We start from the raw sequence: 20,342 nt of genomic DNA, 5'->3' as shown, positions 1-20,342 counted from the left end.
CCCTGCCTGCGGCGAAGGGGCCGCGGCCCGATCTGGCGCCGCACGCCCGGCTTCTGCCTGCGTGAGCAGCGCCGCCGACACTGCTGCGCCCTTCATCAGGCTACGGCGATCCAGTCCCATGGAAATACGCATCCCGGCCTCCTCGATTGCGCCAATCCGTCAGGCACCGGTGAAGTGGGAATGAACTGTCGAAAGCTCGGTCAATGCGTCCTCCAAAAGATGGTTGCGCTTCGCGGGAGTTCGAACCGATTGCATATACTAACCAGTTGTAAGCTACGATGACTGATTTTACTATGCAAGCAGTTTTGGAGTCCATGCATGAACCAGCATCACCGGTCGGGCTGCCCGGTCAACCTCACACTCGAGGTGGTCGGCGACAAATGGAGCCTGATCGTGCTTCGCGACATGATGTTCGGCAATCGCCGGCATTTTCGCGAGCTTCTCACCCATTCCGAGGAGGGCATCGCCTCCAACATTCTCGCCGACCGACTGAAGCGGCTGGTCGGGGACGGGCTGATCACCAGGGCCGACGACCCCAGCCACAAGCAGAAGGCGATCTACAGCCTGACCGAAATGGCGATCGAGCTGCTGCCGGTCCTTGCCCACATCGCCGCCTGGGGTCGCAAATGGCTACCGGTGAGCGAAGAGCTCAGCATCCGCGCCGAACTGCTGGAAAAGGGCGGGCCGGTGATGTGGAACCGCTTCATGGAAGAGTTGCGCGCCGACCATCTGGGAGAGCCGCTTTCGGAGGCGGCAACGCGCAGGCAACCGGTGCGCGAGGAACTGCAGGCAGCCTATCTCGAAGTGGTAGCCCGCAACGCCGCTTCTTGACGCCGTCGGCAAACCTGCCGTCGCCGCAGGTCAGCCGGCGCAGCCCGCCAGCGCGGTCATGATCTCGGCTGCCGCAAGGGCTGCGATCACGGCGGGGCGCTTGTCCTTCACCGCATTGCCGCCGATCGGGCAGACAAGCCGCGCAAAGGCTTCTTCGCTGCCGCCGGCGGTCTTGAGATACCAACTCTTGAAGGTCGCCTTCTTGGTCTTCGAGCCGATCATGCCGACATAGGCGGCGTCCTCGCGCTTGAGCGCCTCTGCGACGATCAGGAAATCGAGCGCGTGGTCGTGGGTGAGGATGACATAGGCCGAGCCCTTTGGGGCATCGCGCACCATTTCCTCCGGCACCGGCGTGAGCCTTGTCTCGATGGTATCAGGCATGCCGTCAAGCGCGTCGGCGCGCGTCTCCACTACCACGATGTTCAAAGGCAGCAGCGCGAAGGCGGAGGCGAGCGCATGGCCGACATGGCCGCCGCCGAAGACATAGACATGCGGTCGCGCTGCATCCGCCTTTTCGGCCGTGGCGACGAGATCGGCGGCACGCGTTGCATCGACGTGCCTGATCGAAACCCCGACAAGCCCACCGCAGCACTGCCCGATCTCCGGCCCGAGGGGGATGTCGAGCGTCAGCGTACCACTCCCCCTCGAGGGGAGGGTGGCGGCGCAGCCGCCGGGTGGGGTCGGTGCGGCAGGGCTCAACGCCCCTTCGGCGCCTTTTTCTGAGGCTACCCCCTCTGCCCGCTTTGCGGGCATCTCCCCCTCAAGGAGGGAGACGGCTCCGGCAAGCATCGCCCGCGCCGCATCGATCGCCATGAATTCGAGCTGGCCGCCGCCGATCGTGCCGAAGATGCGCTCCGGCGACACCAGCATCCAGGCGCCCTTTTCGCGTGGCGTCGAGCCTTTGGCCTCGGCCACCTCGACCAGCGCCACGGAAGGTGCGGCGTCGAGGAAGGCCCTGAGGCTCTTGGCCGTCCTGCTCACTTTGCCTGGGCCGCCTCGGCCCGGAGGCGTTCGATCGCCATCAGCACCCGCTCCGGCGTCGCCGGCGCATCGAGGCGCGGGCAGATCTTGTGGTCGGCGACACTCGCCACCGCATCCGACAGCGCATGCAGCACCGACATGCCGAGCGGCAAGGGTGGCTCGCCAACGGCCTTCGAACGATGGATGGTCGGCTCATGAGCCTCCGACCAGTCGGTCAGCGCCACGTTGAAGACCTTCGGCCGATCGGAAGCGAGCGGGATCTTGTAGGTCGACGGCGCATGCGTACGCAGGCGGCCCTTGCCGTCCCACCAGAGTTCTTCCGTCGTCAGCCAGCCCATGCCCTGGACGAAGCCGCCCTCGACCTGGCCGATGTCGATGGCGCGGTTCAGCGAACGGCCGACATCGTGCAGGATGTCGGTGCGCTCGACCACATATTCACCGGTCAGCATGTCGACCGACACTTCCGAGCAGGCTGCGCCATAAGCGTAGTAGTAGAAAGCGTGGCCGCGCCCCTTGCTGCGGTCCCAGTGAATCTTCGGCGTCTTGTAGAAACCCGCCGCCGACAGCTGGATACGGTTGATGAAGGCCTGCTTGACCAGGTCGTTGAAGCTGATCTCCTGGTTGCCGACACGGACCCGGTTGGGCAGGAACACGACCTGATCGGCCGGAACCTGATATTTTTCGGCGGCGAAGTCGGTCAGCCGCTTGCGGATCTGCCGCGCTGCGTTCTGCGCCGCCATGCCGTTCAGGTCTGCACCCGACGAAGCTGCCGTCGGCGCCGTGTTCGGTACCTTGGCGGTGGTGGTGGCCGTGATTTTCACCCGGTCGAGGTCGATCTGGAATTCTTCCGCGACCACCTGCGCCACCTTGAGGTGCAGGCCCTGGCCCATCTCGGTGCCGCCATGGTTCATGTGCACCGAACCATCGGCATAGACATGCACCAGCGCGCCGGCCTGGTTGGACTCGGTCTTGGTGAACGAGATGCCGAACTTGACCGGCGTCAGCGCCAGGCCTCGCTTGATGAAGCGGCTGTTGGCGTTGAACTCCGCGATAGCGCGGCGGCGGCCGGCATAGTCGGCACTCGCCTCGAGTTCAGCGACAATGCGCTGGATGATGTTGTCCTCGACCTTCTGGTGATAGGGCGTGAGGTTGCGCTCGCCCACGGAACCCATCGGGTCGTAGAAATTGAGCTTGCGGATCTCGAGCGGATCCTTGCCGACGGCGAACGCCACCTCGTCGATGACGCGCTCGGCACCCACCATGCCCTGCGGGCCGCCGAAGCCGCGGAAGGCGGTGTTGGACACCGTGTTGGTATAGAGCGGCGCCGACTTGGCGTGGACGTTCGGATAGAAATAGGCGTTGTCGCAGTGAAACAGCGCCCGGTCGCCGACCGGACCCGACAGGTCGGCCGAGAAACCGGCATTGAGCGCGAACATGTAATCGACGCCGAGGATGTTGCCCTCGTCGTCGAAGCCGACCTCATAGTCGATGGCAAAGTCGTGCCGCTTGCCGGTGGCGGTCATGTCCTCGTCGCGGTCGAGCCGGATCTTGACGGCGCGGCCGTGCTTCTTCGCCGCGATGGCGGCGATCGCCGCACACTGGTTAGCCTGGGTTTCCTTGCCGCCGAAGCCGCCGCCCATGCGGCGCACTTCCACCGTGACAGCGTTGCTCGGCACGCCAAGCGCGTGAGCGACCAGGTGCTGCGTCTCGCTCGGCCCCTGCGTCGAGCAATAGACGACGACCTCGTCGTCCTCGCCGGGAACGGCCAGCGAAATCTGCCCCTCGAGATAGAAATGGTCCTGGCCGCCAAGCCGCATGCGCCCTTTTACGCGACGGGGGGCCGCGGCAATGGCCGCAGCGGCATCGCCGCGCTTCAGGGTCAGCGGGGTCGTGACCTGCTTGTCCGTCTCCGGATCGAGATCCCAGATGCCGAAGACGCCGGGGAGTTCTTCATATTCGATCTTCGCCAGGCGGGCGGCTTGGCGGGCCTGCTCGCGCGTCTCGGCGAGGACGCAAAAGATCGGCTGGCCGTGGAACTGCACCTTGCCTTCGGCGAAGATCGGGTCGTCATGCATGCCGCTCGGCGACACGTCGTTCTCGCCGGGCACGTCGGCATAAGTCAGCACATCGACGACGCCGGGTGCCGTCCGCACGGCAGAAAGATCGACCTTCTTCAGCAGGCCATGCGCCACGTTCGACAGGCCGAGGCCAGCATGCAGCGTGCCGGCCGGCTCGGCCATGTCGTCGATATAGACGGCGGTACCGGCGACGTGCTTGTGCGCGGAATCATGACGCGCGTCGGTGTGGACGCCGCCCGAGATCGTCGTCGCCTTGAGGTTCGGAGTATGCTCAGTCATCTCACGCAGCCTCGTGTCTGGACACCCGCAAGGGGGCGCTGGCGCCGGTCGTTTCCATGTAGAAGCGCAACAGCAGGTTTTTTGCGGCGAGCGCGCGGTATTCGGCGGTGGCGCGCATGTCGGTCAGCGGCGTGAAATCCTCAGCATATCTGGCCATCGCCGCTTCGACCGTCGCTTCGGTCCAGGGCTTGCCCAGTAGTGCCGCCTCGACCGCCGAGGCGCGCTTCGGCGTCGCCGCCATGCCGCCATAGGCGATGCGCACTTTCGCCACCGTGCCGTCCTCGGCAAGCGTCAGCCAGAACGCGCCAAGCGTTGCCGTGATGTCCTCGTCGCGGCGCTTGGTGACCTTGTAGACGGCGAATTTTTCGCCCGTCGCCGGCACCGGCACGTGCACCGCCTCGACGAACTCGCCGGGCGCACGGTCCTGCTTGCCATAGGCGACGAAGAAATCCTGCAGCGGAATGGTCCGCCGCGACGCGCCCTTGCGCAGGGTCAGCGCTGCGCCGAGCGCGATCAGCGGCGGCGGCGTGTCGCCGATCGGCGAGCCGTTGGCGATATTGCCGCCGATGGTGCCCATGTTGCGCACCTGCTCGCCGCCGATGCGGTCAACCAGCGGCCCGAGTGCGGGAATGTGCTTCGCCAGCGTCTCGAAGGCCTCGGTATAGGTCACGCCGGCGCCAATCGATATGACGCCGTTTTCCACCGAGATCGAATGCAGGCCATCGAGATTGGCGATGAACACCGCAGGCGCGATGTCGCGCATCTGCTTGGTCACCCACAGGCCGACATCGGTCGAGCCGGCGACGACGGTGGCGGTTGGTTCCTGCTCGAGGATCGTGGCGAGGTCGTCGACATCGGCCGGGATGACTAGCCGCGACTTGCCTTCGCCGATCTCGACGCGGGTGCCGTCCTTCAATGCCCGGAGCCGCGAGGTGATCGCCTCGCGCTCCGCGAGCAGCGGGTCGCGGGCCACCTTGCCGTAGTCGGAGATGGCACGCGCGGCGCGCATGATCGCCTCATAGCCGGTACAGCGGCAGAGATTGCCCTGCAGCGACTTCTCGATCTCGGCGTCGGACGGCTCGGGCGACTTCATCCACAGGCCGTAGAGCGACATGACGAAGCCGGGGGTGCAGAAACCGCATTGCGAGCCGTGGAAGTCGACCATCGCCTGCTGCACCGGATGCAACCTGCCGCCCTCGCCCTTGAGATGCTCGATGGTGACGACGTGGCAGCCGTCGAGCGAGCCCATGAAACGGATGCAGGCGTTGACGCTTTCATAGACCAGCTTGCCGGAGGCCAACCGGCCGACCAGCACGGTACAGGCGCCGCAGTCGCCTTCGGCGCAGCCTTCCTTGGTGCCGCGCAGCGAGCGCTGGAGCCTGAGATAGTCGAGCAGCGTTGCGTCTGGCGCGACCGCGCCGAGCACCACATCCTCGCCATTGAGGATGAAGCGGATCTGGTTGCGTGTCTTGACCGTCGCCATGGCTCAGCTGCCCCTGTAGGTGGAATAGCCGTAAGGAGATATCAGCAAGGGCACATGATAGTGCGTGCGCTCGGCCATGCCAAAGCGGATCGGCACGATGTCGAGAAATGCCGGCTGCGGCAACTCGGTGCCCAAGCGACGCAAATAGTCACCGGCGGCGAAGACCAGCTCGTATTCGCCGGTGACGAATTCGTCACCCGACAGAAGCGGCGCATCGCAGCGCCCGTCGGCATTGGTCGAAACCCGCTTGAGCAGCAAACGCGCCTCGCCTTCGATGCGGAACAGCGAGATCGACAGCCCCGCGGCAGGCTTGCCGGTTGCCGTATCAAGGACATGGGTGGTGAGGCGTCCGCCTTCGGCCATTGTCATTCGCCCTCCCTCAGGCGCTGCATGCAGTCATCACAGATTTTGCGCCATTTAAGGCTATTGCATAAGGTGTGGTCGAGCGGAGCACCACAAAAAGACTTTCAAAATTTTTCGAGGGAATGCCTGCCGCGCCTTTCGCTATCCTGCTCGAGTGGCAGAAAAGACCGTTTTCGAGGAACCATGCGTTACGTAAGAGACATGCGGGGCTACGGCGCCAACCCACCAGATCCCCAATGGCCCGGCGGGGCCAATGTCTGCGTGCAGTTCGTGGTCAACTACGAAGAGGGCGGCGAAAACAACATCCTGCACGGCGACGCCGCCTCCGAGGCGTTCCTGTCCGAAGTCGTGGGCGCTGCCCCCTGGCCGGGCAAGCGCCACTGGAACATGGAATCGATCTACGAATACGGCGCCCGCGCCGGCTTCTGGCGGCTGCACCGCATGTTCACCGAGGCCAACGTGCCGGTGACCGTCTATGGCGTGGCTACTGCCCTTGCCCGCTCGCCCGACCAGTTGGCGGCAATGCAGCAGGCCGATTGGGAAATCGCCTCGCACGGCCTGAAATGGATTGACTATCGCGACCACGAGGAAGCCGTTGAGCGCGCCGACCTGCTGGAGGCGGTTCGCCTGCACACCGAAGTGGTCGGCGAACGTCCGAAGGGTCTCTATCTCGGTCGCACCTCGGTCTATTCGGTGCGCCTCGCCGCTGCCGAAGGCGGCTTCGACTGGATTTCCGACACTTATGACGACGAGTTGCCCTACTGGCTCGACCATGACGGCCATGGCAACGCCATTCCGCCGCAACTGGTCATCCCCTACACGCTCGACGCCAACGACATGCGCTTTGCTACCGCGCAGGGCTTCAACTCGGGCGACCAGTTCTTTGCCTACCTGAAGGACAGCTTCGACACGCTTTATCGTGAAGGTGCTGTCGGCCGACCACGCATGATGAGCATCGGCCTGCACTGCCGCCTCGTCGGCCGCCCCGGCCGCGCCGAGGCGCTGCGCCGCTTCGTCGAATACGTCCAAAGCCACGACAAGGTCTGGATCGCGCGGCGCCAGGACATCGCCCAGCACTGGCGCGAAACCCACCCCTACCAGCCGCAGGCGCTGCGTCCGTCACGCATGGGCCGCGACGAGTTCGTTCAGCGCTTCGGTGGTATTTTCGAGCATTCGCCCTGGGTTGCCGAACGCGCCTTCGAATTCGAGCTCGGACCCGCACATGACAGCGCCGGCGGCCTGCACAATGCGCTGTGCCGCGCCTTCCGTTCAGGCACCGAAGCCGAGCGGCTCGGCGTGCTGACCGCCCACCCCAACCTCGCCGGCAAGCTGGCGCAGGCCAAGCGGCTGACCGAGGAATCCACCAAGGAACAGGCCTCCGCCGGTCTCGACGCGCTGACCGACGCCGAGCGCCAAAAATTCACAGAGCTCAATACCGCCTACGTCCAGAAGTTCGGCTTCCCCTTCATCATCGCCGTGCGCGACAATGACAAGGCAAGCATCCTCAGGGCCTTCGAGACCCGCATCGCCAACAGCCGCGACCAGGAATTCGGCACCGCCTGCAAGCAGGTGGAACGCATCGCCTGGTATCGCCTCCACGACCTCCTTCCAAGCTGAGCACGATGACAAAACGCTCCTACTACGCGCCGAAAGGCGGCCTGCCGCCCCAGACCGACCTGATCACCGACCGCGCCGTCTTCACCGAAGCCTATGCGGTGATCCCGAAGCGTGAATTCTCGGACATCGTCACCAGCTTCCTGCCGCACTGGGACGCAACACGGCTGTGGGTGATCGCGCGTCCGCTGTCGGGATTTGCCGAGACCTTCTCGCAATACATCATGGAAGTTCAGCCCGGCGGCGGCAGTGACCGGCCGGAGCCGGAAGCGGGCGCCGAGGGTGTGTTCTTCGTCGTTGAAGGCGAAGTGACCGTGACGATTGCCGGCAAGAGCCATGTGCTGACGCCGGGCGGCTACGCCTATCTGCCGCCGGCGAGCGGCTGGACGGTCCGCAATGCCGGCGCGGAAACCGCGCGCTTCCACTGGATCCGCAAGGCCTATGAATACGTCGACGGTCTCGACGTGCCCGATCCGCTGTTCCTGAACGACAACGACATCCAACCGAGCCCGATGCCGGACACCAACGGCGCATGGGCGACGACCCGCTTCGTCGACCCCAACGACCTGCGCCACGACATGCATGTGACCGTCGTCACCTTCGAGCCGGGTGGCATCATTCCTTTCCCGGAAACCCACGTCATGGAGCACGGCCTCTATGTGCTTGAAGGCAAGGCCGTGTATCGGCTGAACAATGATTGGGTCGAGGTCGAGGCCGGCGACTTCATGTGGCTGCGCGCCTTCTGCCCGCAGGCCTGCTATGCCGGCGGGCCGGGAAAATTCCGCTACCTGCTCTACAAGGACGTCAACCGCCACATGAAGCTCGGCGCGACCGCTGCGCCGCGCCGCTCCTGAGGGCTGCCGGATGGTGAGTGTCATGAACCGGATCGTCGCAAAGCCGCTGACGCGGGAAAACTTCGCCGAATTCGGCGAGGTGATCGACACCAATTGCGACACCCACTATCCGATCAATGCTGGCAAGTGCGAGCGCTACCACGCGCTCGCCCGCGCCGAGGCCACAGGGCCCGAGGGGCACGTCATCATCAACATATTCAAGGGTACGCCCTATGCGTTCCCATTGAAGCTCTCGATGGTCGAGCGCCACCCCTATGGTAGCCAGGCCTTCATTCCGCTGTCGCCGCGGCCCTATCTCGTCGTCGTCTGCCACGACATCGGCGACGGCCCCGGCGAGCCGCATGCTTTCGTCACGTCACCCGGACAGGGGGTCAACTATCCGCGCAATCTGTGGCATGGGGTGCTGACGCCGATCGGCGAGAACCAGGACTTCGTCGTCGTCGACCGCGGCGGCGCGGGCTCCAATCTCGAAGAATTCCACTTCTCGCATCCTTACGAAATCGTCCTGCCGGAAGGTTTTTGAGCAAATGGCCGAACTCTCGCTGATCGAACGACTGTTCGACGTCATCGAAAACGACATCGTGCCGAAGACGGCCGAGGGCGTGGCCAAGGGCAACAAGGTTTTTGGGGCCGCCCTGCTCGCCAAGCATGATCGCTCTCTGGTGCTGGCCGAGACCAACAACGAGCTGGAAAACCCGCTCTGGCACGGCGAGATGCACTGCCTCAAGCGCTTCTACGAATTGCCGAAGGCCAGCCGCGCCGACACCAAGGACCTGATCTTCCTGTCGACCCACGAGCCCTGCTCGCTGTGCCTGTCAGCGATCACCTGGGCCGGCTTCGACAATTTCTACTATCTGTTCAGCCACGAAGATTCGCGCGACAGCTTCGCCATTCCGCACGACCTGAAGATCCTCAGGGAGGTCTTCACGCTGGAGCCCGGCGGCTACAACGCCGAGAACGCCTATTGGAAGAGCTTTTCGCTGCGCAAGCTGGTGCGCGAACTGCCCGAAGCCGACCGCAAGCGCCTCGAAGAACGCATTGCCAAGATCTCGGCGCGCTATGATAAGCTTTCGGAAGCCTACCAGGCCAGCAAGGAAGACAATGACATTCCGCTGAACTGACTCAGCGCCTGGCCGCCTTGGCATAAACCTCGAGTCGGTCGCGCCGGCCCACCGCGATGACGAGCACAACCAGCCTGTCGTCCTCTACCTCATAGACCAGACGGTATCCGGCACTTCGGAGCTTGATCTTGTAGCGGTCCTTGGCGCCATGCAGTTTGGCTGACGGGACACGCGGGTTCGCGCAGCGCTCCTTCAGCTTCTTGCGGAACTGTTCACGCACATTCGCGTCGAGCGCCTTCCATTCCTTGAGTGCGGTTTCGAGGAACTCGACCTCATATGGCATCGAGATCGACCCGCACGCGCTTCTCGCCCTTGCGGGCGTCTGCAATCGCGTTGAGTTCGATGTCCTCGAGGCGCTCCATCATGGCTTCGAATGCCTTGGCCGGAACGCAGTAGAAGGCGGGCTCGTTGCGGTTGAGAATGGCGACGGGGAAACCCTCGCCGGCGGCCACCGTGCCCATCGGGTTTTTCTTCAGCTCCGAGACGCTGGCCGTGACTTCGGCAAGAACGGTATGGGGCATATCAGGAGATCCGTTTCGAGAGCTCAAAATAGTACCATTAATAGGTCATTTCAATCTGCTGTGCCTTGCGCCCTCCGATGGCGTTTCCGCGCTGGCCAGGAGCGGCGTTGCGGTGCACAAGTGGCGGAACGAAAGACTGGAATGCCCATGAAGACCATCACCAAATTCCCCCGCGAGATCATCGAGTTTGCCGACATGGGCATCGTCATGCCCGACGGCTGCCGGCTGTCGGCGCGGGTGTGGATGCCCAGGGACGCCGAGCAGAACCCGGTGCCTGTCATCCTCGAGCACCTGCCCTATCGCAAGCGCGACGGCACGACGGGGCGCGACAACCTCACCCACGCCTACTTCGCCGGCCACGGCTATGCCTGCATCCGCCTGGACATGCGCGGCAACGGTGATTCCGAAGGGCTGATGGAGGACGAATACACCGACCAGGAATGGCAGGACGCCTGCGACGCGATCGCCTGGGCGGCGGCACAGCCCTGGTGCAACGGCAATGCCGGCATGATCGGCATTTCCTGGGGCGGATTCAACGGGCTGCAGGTGGCGGCTCTCCAGCCGCCGGCGTTGAAGGCGGTGATAACGCTGTGCTCGACCGACGACCGCTATGCCGACGACATCCACTACAAGGGCGGCCTGCTGCTCAACGAGAACATGGGCTGGGGCGGAACCATGCTGTCCTACTCGTCCCGACCGGGAGACCCGGCACTCGTCGGCGACAAGTGGCGCGAGCAGTGGCTCGACCGGCTCGAAAACGAACCTTTCCTGCCGGCTGTCTGGCTGAGGCACCAAAGCCGCGACGCCTACTGGAAGCGCGGCTCGGTCTGCGAGAATTACTCCGCTATCAAGGCAGCGGTGCTGGCCGTCGGCGGCTGGGGCGACGCCTACAAGAATACGGTTGCGCGGCTGGTCGAGAACCTCGACGCGCCGGTCAAGGGCATCGTCGGTCCCTGGGTGCACAAATATCCGCATTTCGCCGTACCGAATCCCGCCATCGGCTTCCTGCAGGAGGCGCTGCGCTGGTGGGACCGCTGGCTGAAGGGCATCGACACCGGCGTCGAGCACGACCCGGCGATGCGGATCTATGTGATGGATTCCGAGCCGCCGCGCGACTGGTATCTCGAACGGCAGGGCCGCTGGATCGCCGAGCAGCAATGGCCGTCGCCGAATATCACAACCACCCGGCTGGCGCTGGGCGGACAAGGCCATTTAGCAGAGGCAGCGGCCCTCGATGCGCCGGTTGAAATAAACTCGCCGCAGGACTGCGGCATGGACGGGGGCGAATATTGCGCCATCTGGCTCGGGCCGGAACTGCCGGGCGACCAGCGCGTCGACGACCAGAAATCGGCCTGCTTCGACAGTGCGCCGCTCGATGCCCCGCTCGACGTCGTCGGCGGCCCGGTCATCCGGCTAAAACTCGCGGCCGACCGCCGGCGCGCCATGGTCGCGGTGCGCCTGTGCGACGTCCAGCCCGACGGCGCCTCGACGCGCATCACCTATGGCGTGCTCAATCTCTGCCATCGCAACGGCCACGAGTTCCCCGAGAACGTCGTGCCAGGCGAGACGATGGAGATCGCCTTCCGGCTCGATGACATCGCTTATCGGGTGCTGCCGGGCAACCGGCTGCGCGTCGCCATTTCCTCAACCTACTGGCCACTGGTCTGGCCATCGCCGGAAGAGGTGACGCTGACGCTGCATGAGGGGGCGATCGAACTGCCGGTGCGCCCCTCCGGCGAGGGCGACGAATGGACCTTCGAAGAGCCGGAGGCGGCCTCCCCCTGGGTGGTCGAGACGCTGCGCCCGGACAGCAACAGCCGCACGGTCGAGCGCGATGCGGCCACCGGCAAGGTCGCGCTGCGCATCATCGACGATTTCGGCGAGATGCGCGATGCCGGGCACGGCCTGGCCGTCGGCGAGATCGCCCGCGAGTTGTGGACCATCGACCCCGCCGACCCGCTGTCGGCCCAAGGCGAAGCCCACTGGACGCAAACCCTGTCGCGCGGCGACTGGTCGATCCGTACCGAGGCTTTTACCGCCATGCGCTCGGATGCGAAAAACTTCCACCTCACCGGCCGCATCGAGGCCTTTGAGGGCGATGCGCTAATCTTCGAGCGCGATTTCGACGAGACCATCCCGCGCGGACACATCTGACGGGCGCCGAGCGCGGGACCTGTCCAGTGCGTCCTTCGAGGCTCGCCTTTCAGGCTCGCACCTCAGGATGAGGGCCGTCTACACAGGCACTTTCGCGAGGGCCTCGCACGACCTCCCTCATCCTGAGGTGCGAGCGCAACGAGCCTCGAAGGACGCACGCCATCACCACACCCACTCGCCGCGCCCCAGCACGGCCATGGCATCGGCGATGCGCGTAAAACTGGCGCGGGCGCGGCCAACCGTGTGGCGGGCACGGAGAAAACCGTGCACCAGCCCCGGCTCCTCATACCAGTAGGCCCGGCCGCCGGCGGCAACGACGCGCTCGCCATAGGCCTCGCCGTCCGACGACAACGGGTCGCATTCAGCGGTGAAGATGAAGGTCGGCGGCAGATAGGCGAAGTTGCCGTCGGCCAGCGGCGACATGGTGATGTCGCCGGTGCGATCTTCGCCGCCGGTCCGGATGTCGTTGCAGAAATGGACATCGCGCAGCGTCAGCAGCGGCGCATCGGCATGCCTGACATAAGAGCCGCGCGACTGGTCGCCGCCAAGCCCGGGATAGATCAGTACCTGCCCGGCGGGATGGCGCCTGTGGCCGCGCGTCGCGTGGCTGACGGCAGCGGCGAGATTGCCGCCGGCGCTGTCGCCGGCAAGCACGACCGGCAGTTGGTAGCTGGCGATGGCCCATTCAAAGGCAGAGACGGCATCATCGAAGGCGGCCGGGTGAAGGTGTTCGGGCGCCAGCCGGTAGCCAACGGAAACCAGCTCGAAGCCGGTACGGGCGCACAGTTCTGCGCAAACGTCGCCATGACTGTCGAGCCCGCCGAAGATGAAGCCGCCGCCGTGGAAATAGAGCACGACCGCTGTCGGTGTCCTGCCAGCCTGGCGATAGATGCGAATGGGGATTTTGCGCGTTGCCGTGGCGATATCAGTCGTCTCGGACAACACGCCCCTGGGATAGCCGGCGAAGAACGCTCGGCACATGCAGTCATAGACCTCGCGCTGCCGCGCGATGGTGACGTCGACCGCTTCGGGCAGATAGAACGAGTTCGTCCGCTCGATGAAGGCCCAGGTCTCGGCGTCGATGAGTTTTGAGTAGTCGGTCATTGGAGCGACCGTTCGGAAGGACAGGGCGGCGCGTGGAGAAGTACCGTGATTTCCGTAAGCGGCTATCTCCCCTTCCACACCGGATCGCGTTTCTCAGAAAACGCGCGAAAGCCCTCGAGGTTGTCCTCGGACGCATAAAGTTCGTCGACCGTGCGCAACTGCCGCTTGGTGATGCGATTCATGGTGTCCTGGAACCCGCGCCCCTCGGCCTCGCGCGCCACTTCCTTGATGGCGGCGAAGACCAGCGGCGGCCCGCTGGCGAGCAGCCGGGCGATCTCCCAGACGCGGGTCTCGAGCTTGTCAGCCGGCAGCACTTCGTTGACCAGACCCCAGCGATGCGCTTCGGCCACGTCCATCCAGCGGCCAGTGAGCAGTAGGTCCATCGCCACGTGATAAGGGATGCGCTTGGGCAGCTTGATGGTGGCGGCGTCGGCCAGCGTGCCAGCGCGGATCTCGGGCAGCGCGAAGCTCGAATGCTCGGAGGCGTAGATCAGGTCGCAAGCCAGTGCCAGCTCGAAGCCTCCGCCCACCGCCATGCCGTTGACGCAGGCAATCACCGGCTTGTTCATGTCGCGCAGTTCCTGCAGCCCGCCGAAGCCGCCGACGCCATAGTCGCCATCGACCGCATCGCCGCTGGCCGCCGCCTTGAGGTCCCAGCCAGCGCTGAAGAACTTATCGCCGGCCGTCCTGACGATCGCGACACGCAGCTCGGGATCGTCGCGGAAGGACCTGAAAGTCTCGCCCATTTCCCGCGATGTCTTGAGGTCAATCGCATTGGCCTTGGGCCTGTCGAGCGTGACCTCGAGGACAGCACCTTCGCGGCGGGTCGTTATGACGTCGGGCATTTTCACTCTCCTGCGCTGGCGGTCCCCTCCCCCTTGAGGGGAGGGTGTCCGGACGCAGTCCGGACGGGTGGGGTCGTTGCGGCCGAGCGCGACCTGGAAACGGTGCCTTCTGAGGTTACCCCCTCCGGCCGCTTCGCGGCCACCTCCCCCTCAAGGGGGGAGGAAAGAACCAGCAACGCATCGGCGATCCAGGCGCCCTGCCCCTCGCCGCAGACGATCAACGGATTGATGTCGAGTTCCTCGATCACATCCGCATTGGCCAGGACAAAGGCGGCAATGGCGACCATGGCATCGACCGCGGCATCGAAATCGGCCTTTGGTCTGCCGCGATAGCCATCGAGCAGCGGGAACATCTTGAGGCCGCGCAGCGCCGCCTCGATCTCGCAACGCGAGGCAGGCAACAGCAATGTCGCGCTGTCCTTCAGCAGTTCGACCAGCACGCCGCCAGTGCCGATGGCCATCACCGGCCCGAACAGCGGATCACGCGTCACACCCACGATCAACTCGGCCACGCCGCCGGCCACCATCTTCTCGACATAGAAGCCGGCGCCAAGCGACAGCAGGTCGGCAGCCGCCGCTCCCACCTGCTCGCCGTTCATGAGATTGAGCCGTACGGCACCAAGCTCGCTCTTGTGGGCGACGCCGAGCGCCTTGAGGGCGACGGGATAGCCCAGCGCTTCCGCCGCCTCGATGGCTTCCGCGACGCTTGCCGCACGGCGGCCGGCAGGCACCGCAAGACCGGCGTCGTGGAGATGGGATTTGGCGGCGGCTTCGTCGAGCTTGGAGGATATACCCCCCTCTGGCCTGCCGGCCATCTCCCCCTCAAGGGGGGAGATTGGCAGTGGCGGCGCAGTGCCCTCTCCTCCAACGGCAGCGATGGGCGGAGGCGTCGGAGCGAGGATGATCTCCCCCCTGAAGGGGGAGATGGCCGGCAGGCCAGAGGGGGGTGCATAGGCACTATCGCCCACCCGCTCGGCAACCGGCCGCGCCCACGCCTCGCCAATCGTCGCCGCGGCTTCCGCGGCATCCATCGCCTCTGATATTCCCTGCAACGGCACGATGCCGCGCACAAAGAGATCGGCGGCATGGTCCTCGGTCAGGTTCTCCGCCATCGACCCCACCACCGCGCCGCGTGCGTCGTTGGCCTTCAGCGCCGCCTCGAAGGCGCGCACCGTCGGCCACCAGTCGGCGTCAGAGCAGCGGTCGTTGCGCGGAAAATCAAGCACCAGCATGTTGAGGTCGAAGCCACCTGATGCCATCGCCGTGAAGGTTCTGGTCATCGCCGGTTCGTCGTTCCAGATGAAGGTGTGGTAGTCGAGCGGATTGGCGACCGCGACGAAGGCGCCGAGCGTTGTTTTTATCCTGGCATAGTGCTCCGGCGTCAGCGCCGGGAAACGGAGCCGCCGGCCCTCGACGCTGTCGGCCATGACCGATGCTTCGCCACCGGAGCAGCTCATCGACGACAGCGTGAAGCCGGGCAGCGGGCCCGCTCCGTGCAACAGCTTCAGCGTCTCGAGCAGCGACGGGATGGTATCGACCCGCGCGATACCCAAGCGCTTGAGGAAGGCGTCGGAGGCGGCATCCGAGCCGGCAAGCGAGGCGGTGTGCGAGATCGTCGCCCTGCGCGCCTGCTCGGAGCGGCCAACCTTCATCGCCACGATCGGCTTGTTCAGCTCGCGCGCCCGCACCGACAGCCGCTCGAAGCCTGCGACGGAATCAAAACCTTCGATATGCAGACCGAGGCAGGAGACACGCTCGTCCTCGATCAGGCCGAGCGCCATCTCCGACAGCCCGGTCTGCGCCTGATTGCCCGCCGTCATCAGGAAGGCGACGGGCAGGCCGCGCTTCTGCATGGTCAGGTTGCAGGCGATGTTGGACGACTGGGTGATGATCGCTGCCCCGCGCGCACCCGCTGCCAGCCGCTGGCCACCGTGCTGGTCGGGCCATAGCAACGCTCCGTCGGCATAGTTGATCAGGCCGTAGCAATTGGGTCCGATGACCGGCATCGCCCCAGCAGCCTCAACCAGTTCGGCCTGCAGCCGCTCGCCGTCGGCGTCGTCGTAGCCAACCTCGCGGAAGCCCGAGGCAAAGCAGATCGCCCCGCCCGCGCCGCGCGCCGAAAGTGCTGCGATCACCTCGACGGTCAGGAACCGGTTGACCCCGACAAAGGCGGCGTCGGGTGCTGCGGGCAACTCGGCCACCGAGCGAAAGGTCCTGATGCCTTCGACCTCGACTCTGGTCGGGTGCACCGGCCAGATGTCGCCCGGAAAGCCCATTTTCAGGCACTGCCTGACGACGGCGGCGGCCTGCGCGCCGCCGAACACGGCGATCGAGCGCGGGCGCAGGAGACGCTCGAGGCTATGCATGAACACCCCCCTCTGGCCTGCCGGCCATCTCCCCCTCAAGGAGGGAGATTGGCAGTTGCGACCTCGTCACCCACCGTTCGAGGGGAGCGACCAGCTGAGGACGAATTGCATCCTGATCTCCCCCCTTGAGGGGGAGATGTCCGGCAGGACAGAGGGGAGCGCCATAGAGCATAGTCAGCGTAAGCACTGGCTGTCCGAGCAAGCCCATCATCCCCCCACCGCCCTCAGCAACGCCCGCGAAATGATGTGCCGCTGGATTTCCGACGTGCCTTCCCAGATGCGTTCGACGCGGGCGTCGCGCCAGATGCGCTCCAGCGGCAGGTCGTCCATCAAGCCCATGCCGCCATGGATCTGGATCGCCTCGTCGGCGACGAAGGCCAGCATTTCCGTGGCCTTGAGCTTGGCCATTGCCATGTCCTGGTCGGTGACCGTGCCCTGGTCGTATTTCCAGCCGGCCTCCAGCACCATCAGCTCGGCCGCCTTGAGCTCCATCGCCATGTCGGCGAGCTTGAACGACACGCCCTGGAATTTTCCGATCTGCTGGCCGAATTGTTCGCGCTGAGCGGCATATGCAACGGCGTGGCCGAGCGCCCGCTCGGCACGGCCGAGGCAGGTGGCGCCTACTTGCAGGCGCGTGGCACCGAGCCAGCTGTTGGCGACTTCGAAGCCCTTGTGCACCTCGCCGAGCACCTGGCTCGCGGGCACGCGGCAGTCGTCGAATTCCAGGATCGAATTGGTGTAGCCGCGATGCGAGACATTGCGGTAGCCGTGGCGGACGGTGAAGCCCGGCGTGCCCTTGTCAACGAAGTAGGCAGTGATCTTCTTGCGTTTTCCGCGCGGCGTATCTTCTTCGCCGGATGCCATGAACACGATGGCGAAATCGGCGAGGTCGGCGTGGCTGATAAAATGCTTGGTGCCGTTGAGCACCCAATCGCCGCCCTTCTCGACAGCGCTTGCCTTCATGCCGCGCAAGTCGGAACCCGCGCCAGGCTCGGTCATGGCGAGGCAGTCCCATTTCTCGCCGCGAATGCATGGAAAGAGATACTTTTCGCGCTGCTCGGGCGTGCCGGCGAGCAGGATGTTGGAAGGCCTGGCCACGCAGGTCCAGTGCAAGGCGTAGTTGGCCCGGCCGAGCTCCTTCTCGTAGAGCAGCCAGGTCAGTGTATCGAGCCCGGCACCGCCGACATCGGCCGGCATATTGGCCGCATAGAGCCCGGCGGCTATGGCCTTGGCCTTGATCTCCTCGATCAACTCGCGCCGGAGGTGCCCTGATCGCTCCACCTCGCGCTCATGCGGATAGAGCTCGTTCTCGACGAAGGTGCGCGTCGTGTCGACGATGAGCTGCTGTTCCCCGGACAGACCGAAATGCATGACTTCACCTCCCGAATATGCCGTGCGTCCTTCGAGGCTCGCTCCGCTCGCACCTCAGGATGAGGACCGCTTACGCCATACCCTCAATCTGGAGGCGCCTCGCGCGACCTCCCTCATCCTGAGGTGCGAGCGGAGCGAGCCTCGAAGGACGCACCTGCATCGTCTCAGCCCTTCTTCCTGGCTGCGGCCTTCTTCACCGGCTTGCTTGCTTTGGCCTTTTCGGCCGCCTTGGACACCTTGGGCTTCGCCTGGGCCGCCAGCTGCCGGGTGTAATCCTTGTACAGCGCACCAGCGCCCCAGCCCTTGCCCCTGTTCTGCTTCGACAGCGCCTCCATGATCGCCACGAGATTGTCGTCGCGGATTTTTTCCAGCTCTCGGATCGACCATTTGCCCGACTGGTCGTCGGACTGGCTGGCGATGAGGTCGACCAGTTCGTCGTTGAACTCCGGCACGTCCGTCAGCTTGGTCCATGGCCATTTCAGGCATGGCCCGAACTGGGCCATGAAATGGCGCATGCCGGCCTCACCGCCGGCGATGCGATAGACCTGGAACATGCCCATCTGCGCCCAGCGCAGGCCGAAGCCGTAGCGCATGATGTCGTCGAGCTCCTCGACCGTGCAGATGCCGTCCTTGACCAGCCACAGCGCCTCGCGCCAGGCCGCTTCCAGCAGCCGGTCACCGACGAAGGCCTCGATCTCCTTGCGGATGACCACCGGCTTCATGCCGATGGAGGAATAGATCTCCCTGGCGACCTCGATCGCCTCGGGAAAGGTCTGCTCGCCGCCGACGATCTCGACGAGCGGCAAGAGATAGACCGGGTTGAACGGGTGGCCGACCACCAGCCGCTCGGGATGCTTCTTCATCGCCACCTGCATGTCGCTCGGCTTGATGCCGGAGGTCGACGAACCGACGATGGCGTTGGCCGGCGCGTGGCTGTCGATCTCGGCCAGCACCTTGTGCTTGAGGTCGAGCCTTTCCGGCACGCTTTCCTGGACGAGGTCGGCATCGGCCACCGCCTCGGCGATGGTCTTGGCGAAGGTCAGCCTGCCTTCCTTCGGCAGCCCATTTGGAGCCATCCGCCGGTAGGCGCGGCGGGCGCCCTTGATCACCTCGCCGACCTTGCGGGCGGCCTCCGGGTCGGGATCGTAGATCGAAACGTCGATGCCGTTCAGCGCCAGCCGCGCCACCCAGCCGGCGCCGATGACCCCGCCACCGATGGCCGCTGCCTTGGCGATTGTCATGATGTGAACTCCCTCTCACGGCGGGCGTAGCACTCTACGTTGCCCCCCTCTGGCCTGCCGGCCATCTCCCCCACAAGGGGGGAGATTGGCAGCTTCGGCCACGGTGCCCATCTTTCGCGGTTTCCGATTGGCGTGGGCGGTAGGGACAGCTGATCTCCCCCCTTGAGGGGGAGATGGCCGGCAGGCCAGAGGGGGGTGCTTCGCGTTTCCATGTCACCCTACCAGCGGCGCGCGCTTGACGAGATTCAGCTTCCGCCGCACCTCTTCCGGCCCGATCACCCGCGCACCCATGCTCTCGACGATGGTCACCGCGCGCTCGACCAACTGCGCGTTGGTCGCCAGCACGCCCTTGTCGAGCCAGAGATTGTCCTCGAGGCCAACGCGCACATGGCCGCCGGCAAGCACTGCGGCTGCGACATAGGCCATCTGGTTGCGGCCGAGCGAAAAGGCGGAAAAGGTCCAGTCCCTCGGCACGTTGTTGACCATCGCCATGAAGGTGTTGAGGTCGTCGGGCGCGCCCCACGGCACGCCCATGCACAGCTGCACCAGCGCATCGGGCTTGAGCACGCCCTCCTCCACCAATTGCCTGGCGAACCACAGATGACCGGTGTCGAACGCCTCGATCTCGGGCTTCACGCCCAGCGCCGCCATCATTCCGCCCATGGCGCGCAGCATGCCCGGCGTGTTGACCATGACATAGTCGGCTTCGGCGAAGTTCATCGTGCCGCAATCGAGCGTGCAGATTTCCGGCAGGCATTGGCGCACATGCTCCATGCGGTCGGCAGCGCCACCCATGTCGGTGCCTTCCGGCCTGATCGGCAGCGGCTGCTCGGGCGGGCCGAGCACGATGTCGCCGCCCATGCCGGCAGTGAGGTTCAGCACGACGTCGACGTCTGCCGCGCGGATGCGTTCGGTCACCTCGCGGTAGAGGTGGACGTCGCGGCGCGGCTTGCCGGTGTCGGGGTCGCGGACGTGGCAATGAACGATGGCCGCGCCCGCCTTGGCCGCATCGATGGCGGCCTCGGCGATCTGCCGGGGCGACCGCGGCACCAGCGGGCTGCGATCCTGCGTGCCGCCTGAACCCGTGATCGCACAGGTAACAAAAACCTCGCGGTTCATTTGCAGCGGCATCGGCG

General features: G+C 65.2%; 18 protein-coding genes. 6 read left to right on the top strand and 12 right to left on the bottom strand.

Going from position 1 to position 20,342, the window contains the following annotated elements; all coding sequences use genetic code 11:
• Window positions 1–318: 318 nt before the first annotated feature.
• Complete coding sequence (locus ABSY17_RS07275) at window positions 319–831, top strand: winged helix-turn-helix transcriptional regulator (RefSeq protein WP_378948561.1); 513 nt, start codon at window positions 319–321, stop codon at window positions 829–831.
• A 30-nt stretch (window positions 832–861) separates the two neighbouring features.
• On the opposite strand, the gene xdhC is transcribed toward ABSY17_RS07275, so the two are convergent.
• From xdhC to uraH, 4 genes are read right to left on the bottom strand one after another with little or no spacing between them, the layout of a single operon-like run.
• Complete coding sequence (xdhC, locus tag ABSY17_RS07270; protein WP_378948558.1) at window positions 862–1,812, bottom strand: xanthine dehydrogenase accessory protein XdhC; 951 nt, start codon at window positions 1,810–1,812, stop codon at window positions 862–864.
• A complete protein-coding gene (gene xdhB / locus ABSY17_RS07265) occupies window positions 1,809–4,169 on the bottom strand; it encodes a xanthine dehydrogenase molybdopterin binding subunit (RefSeq protein ID WP_378948555.1) in 2,361 nt (786 codons plus the stop codon). Before xdhB ends, xdhC begins: the two co-directional genes overlap by 4 nt.
• A 1-nt stretch (window position 4,170) precedes the next feature.
• Entirely contained in the window at window positions 4,171–5,652 is a 1,482-nt protein-coding gene (gene xdhA / locus ABSY17_RS07260) for a xanthine dehydrogenase small subunit (protein WP_378948552.1), read from the bottom strand.
• A gap of 3 nt (window positions 5,653–5,655) precedes the next feature.
• The gene (gene uraH / locus ABSY17_RS07255) at window positions 5,656–6,015 is read right to left on the bottom strand and encodes a hydroxyisourate hydrolase (protein ID WP_378952498.1); all 360 of its coding nucleotides are present in this window, start codon (window positions 6,013–6,015) and stop codon (window positions 5,656–5,658) included.
• Window positions 6,016–6,198: 183 nt separating this feature from the next.
• Between uraH and puuE the strand changes: the two genes are divergently transcribed.
• The 4 genes from puuE to ABSY17_RS07235 are packed head-to-tail and all read left to right on the top strand — an operon-like array spanning window position 6,199 to window position 9,604.
• Window positions 6,199–7,632 carry an allantoinase PuuE gene (gene puuE, locus ABSY17_RS07250; RefSeq protein ID WP_378948549.1) on the top strand — a complete coding sequence of 478 codons (1,434 nt, stop codon included), beginning with the start codon at window positions 6,199–6,201 and terminating at the stop codon, window positions 7,630–7,632.
• 5 nt (window positions 7,633–7,637) lie between these two features.
• Window positions 7,638–8,483: a bifunctional allantoicase/(S)-ureidoglycine aminohydrolase gene (locus ABSY17_RS07245; RefSeq protein ID WP_378948546.1), complete on the top strand. Its 846-nt coding sequence runs from the start codon at window positions 7,638–7,640 to the stop codon at window positions 8,481–8,483.
• A gap of 22 nt (window positions 8,484–8,505) precedes the next feature.
• Window positions 8,506–9,006 carry an ureidoglycolate lyase gene (locus tag ABSY17_RS07240; RefSeq protein WP_378948543.1) on the top strand — a complete coding sequence of 167 codons (501 nt, stop codon included), beginning with the start codon at window positions 8,506–8,508 and terminating at the stop codon, window positions 9,004–9,006.
• A 4-nt stretch (window positions 9,007–9,010) separates the two neighbouring features.
• Entirely contained in the window at window positions 9,011–9,604 is a 594-nt protein-coding gene (locus tag ABSY17_RS07235; protein WP_378948540.1) for a nucleoside deaminase, read from the top strand.
• 1 nt (window position 9,605) lies between these two features.
• Here ABSY17_RS07235 and ABSY17_RS07230 read toward each other — a convergent pair whose 3' ends face one another.
• Both ABSY17_RS07230 and ABSY17_RS07225 read right to left on the bottom strand, forming a co-directional pair.
• A complete protein-coding gene (locus tag ABSY17_RS07230; RefSeq protein WP_378948537.1) occupies window positions 9,606–9,887 on the bottom strand; it encodes a type II toxin-antitoxin system RelE/ParE family toxin in 282 nt (93 codons plus the stop codon).
• The gene (locus ABSY17_RS07225) at window positions 9,877–10,125 is read right to left on the bottom strand and encodes a type II toxin-antitoxin system Phd/YefM family antitoxin (protein ID WP_378948534.1); all 249 of its coding nucleotides are present in this window, start codon (window positions 10,123–10,125) and stop codon (window positions 9,877–9,879) included. The genes ABSY17_RS07230 and ABSY17_RS07225 overlap by 11 nt, the downstream gene beginning before the upstream one ends.
• Window positions 10,126–10,272: 147 nt before the next feature.
• On the opposite strand from ABSY17_RS07225, the gene ABSY17_RS07220 reads away from it, so the two are divergent.
• Window positions 10,273–12,279 carry a CocE/NonD family hydrolase gene (locus ABSY17_RS07220; RefSeq protein ID WP_378948531.1) on the top strand — a complete coding sequence of 669 codons (2,007 nt, stop codon included), beginning with the start codon at window positions 10,273–10,275 and terminating at the stop codon, window positions 12,277–12,279.
• A 162-nt stretch (window positions 12,280–12,441) separates the two neighbouring features.
• Here ABSY17_RS07220 and ABSY17_RS07215 read toward each other — a convergent pair whose 3' ends face one another.
• From ABSY17_RS07215 to ABSY17_RS07190, 6 genes are all read right to left on the bottom strand, one after another.
• Window positions 12,442–13,383, bottom strand: a complete 942-nt coding sequence (locus tag ABSY17_RS07215) for an alpha/beta hydrolase (RefSeq protein WP_378948530.1) — start codon at window positions 13,381–13,383, stop codon at window positions 12,442–12,444.
• 62 nt (window positions 13,384–13,445) lie between these two features.
• Window positions 13,446–14,228 (bottom strand): carnitinyl-CoA dehydratase, encoded by a 783-nt coding sequence (locus ABSY17_RS07210; protein ID WP_378948528.1) that lies wholly within the window; start codon window positions 14,226–14,228, stop codon window positions 13,446–13,448.
• Window positions 14,229–14,230: 2 nt separating this feature from the next.
• Window positions 14,231–16,594 carry an acetate--CoA ligase family protein gene (locus tag ABSY17_RS07205; protein WP_378948526.1) on the bottom strand — a complete coding sequence of 788 codons (2,364 nt, stop codon included), beginning with the start codon at window positions 16,592–16,594 and terminating at the stop codon, window positions 14,231–14,233.
• Between the two features lie 207 nt (window positions 16,595–16,801).
• A complete protein-coding gene (locus ABSY17_RS07200) occupies window positions 16,802–17,965 on the bottom strand; it encodes an acyl-CoA dehydrogenase family protein (RefSeq protein WP_378948525.1) in 1,164 nt (387 codons plus the stop codon).
• A 164-nt stretch (window positions 17,966–18,129) separates the two neighbouring features.
• Complete coding sequence (locus ABSY17_RS07195; RefSeq protein ID WP_378948523.1) at window positions 18,130–19,206, bottom strand: 3-hydroxyacyl-CoA dehydrogenase NAD-binding domain-containing protein; 1,077 nt, start codon at window positions 19,204–19,206, stop codon at window positions 18,130–18,132.
• A gap of 213 nt (window positions 19,207–19,419) precedes the next feature.
• Complete coding sequence (locus ABSY17_RS07190) at window positions 19,420–20,337, bottom strand: 3-keto-5-aminohexanoate cleavage protein (protein WP_378948520.1); 918 nt, start codon at window positions 20,335–20,337, stop codon at window positions 19,420–19,422.
• Between the last annotated feature and the right edge of the window lie 5 nt (window positions 20,338–20,342).

Source organism: Mesorhizobium sp. ANAO-SY3R2 (assembly GCF_042466635.1).
Classification (GTDB): Bacteria; Pseudomonadota; Alphaproteobacteria; order Rhizobiales; family Rhizobiaceae; genus Aminobacter.
Note: the sequence above shows the minus strand (reverse complement) of the source record. Positions and strands in the feature narration are given on the sequence as shown.

Excerpts from the sequence above, each read along its gene's own strand:
- xdhB (WP_378948555.1), bottom strand. The coding sequence starts at position 4,169 with ATGACTGAGCATACTCCGAACCTCAAGGCGACGACGATCTCGGGCGGC.
- ABSY17_RS07235 (WP_378948540.1), top strand. The coding sequence starts at position 9,011 with ATGGCCGAACTCTCGCTGATCGAACGACTGTTCGACGTCATCGAAAAC.
- ABSY17_RS07200 (WP_378948525.1), bottom strand. The coding sequence starts at position 17,965 with ATGCATTTCGGTCTGTCCGGGGAACAGCAGCTCATCGTCGACACGACG.
- ABSY17_RS07190 (WP_378948520.1), bottom strand. The coding sequence starts at position 20,337 with ATGCCGCTGCAAATGAACCGCGAGGTTTTTGTTACCTGTGCGATCACG.
- ABSY17_RS07240 (WP_378948543.1), top strand. The coding sequence starts at position 8,506 with ATGAACCGGATCGTCGCAAAGCCGCTGACGCGGGAAAACTTCGCCGAA.
- ABSY17_RS07215 (WP_378948530.1), bottom strand. The coding sequence starts at position 13,383 with ATGACCGACTACTCAAAACTCATCGACGCCGAGACCTGGGCCTTCATC.
- ABSY17_RS07195 (WP_378948523.1), bottom strand. The coding sequence starts at position 19,206 with ATGACAATCGCCAAGGCAGCGGCCATCGGTGGCGGGGTCATCGGCGCC.
- ABSY17_RS07210 (WP_378948528.1), bottom strand. The coding sequence starts at position 14,228 with ATGCCCGACGTCATAACGACCCGCCGCGAAGGTGCTGTCCTCGAGGTC.
- ABSY17_RS07205 (WP_378948526.1), bottom strand. The coding sequence starts at position 16,594 with ATGCATAGCCTCGAGCGTCTCCTGCGCCCGCGCTCGATCGCCGTGTTC.
- ABSY17_RS07275 (WP_378948561.1), top strand. The coding sequence starts at position 319 with ATGAACCAGCATCACCGGTCGGGCTGCCCGGTCAACCTCACACTCGAG.
- ABSY17_RS07225 (WP_378948534.1), bottom strand. The coding sequence starts at position 10,125 with ATGCCCCATACCGTTCTTGCCGAAGTCACGGCCAGCGTCTCGGAGCTG.
- uraH (WP_378952498.1), bottom strand. The coding sequence starts at position 6,015 with ATGGCCGAAGGCGGACGCCTCACCACCCATGTCCTTGATACGGCAACC.
- ABSY17_RS07245 (WP_378948546.1), top strand. The coding sequence starts at position 7,638 with ATGACAAAACGCTCCTACTACGCGCCGAAAGGCGGCCTGCCGCCCCAG.
- puuE (WP_378948549.1), top strand. The coding sequence starts at position 6,199 with ATGCGTTACGTAAGAGACATGCGGGGCTACGGCGCCAACCCACCAGAT.
- ABSY17_RS07230 (WP_378948537.1), bottom strand. The coding sequence starts at position 9,887 with ATGCCATATGAGGTCGAGTTCCTCGAAACCGCACTCAAGGAATGGAAG.
- xdhA (WP_378948552.1), bottom strand. The coding sequence starts at position 5,652 with ATGGCGACGGTCAAGACACGCAACCAGATCCGCTTCATCCTCAATGGC.
- ABSY17_RS07220 (WP_378948531.1), top strand. The coding sequence starts at position 10,273 with ATGAAGACCATCACCAAATTCCCCCGCGAGATCATCGAGTTTGCCGAC.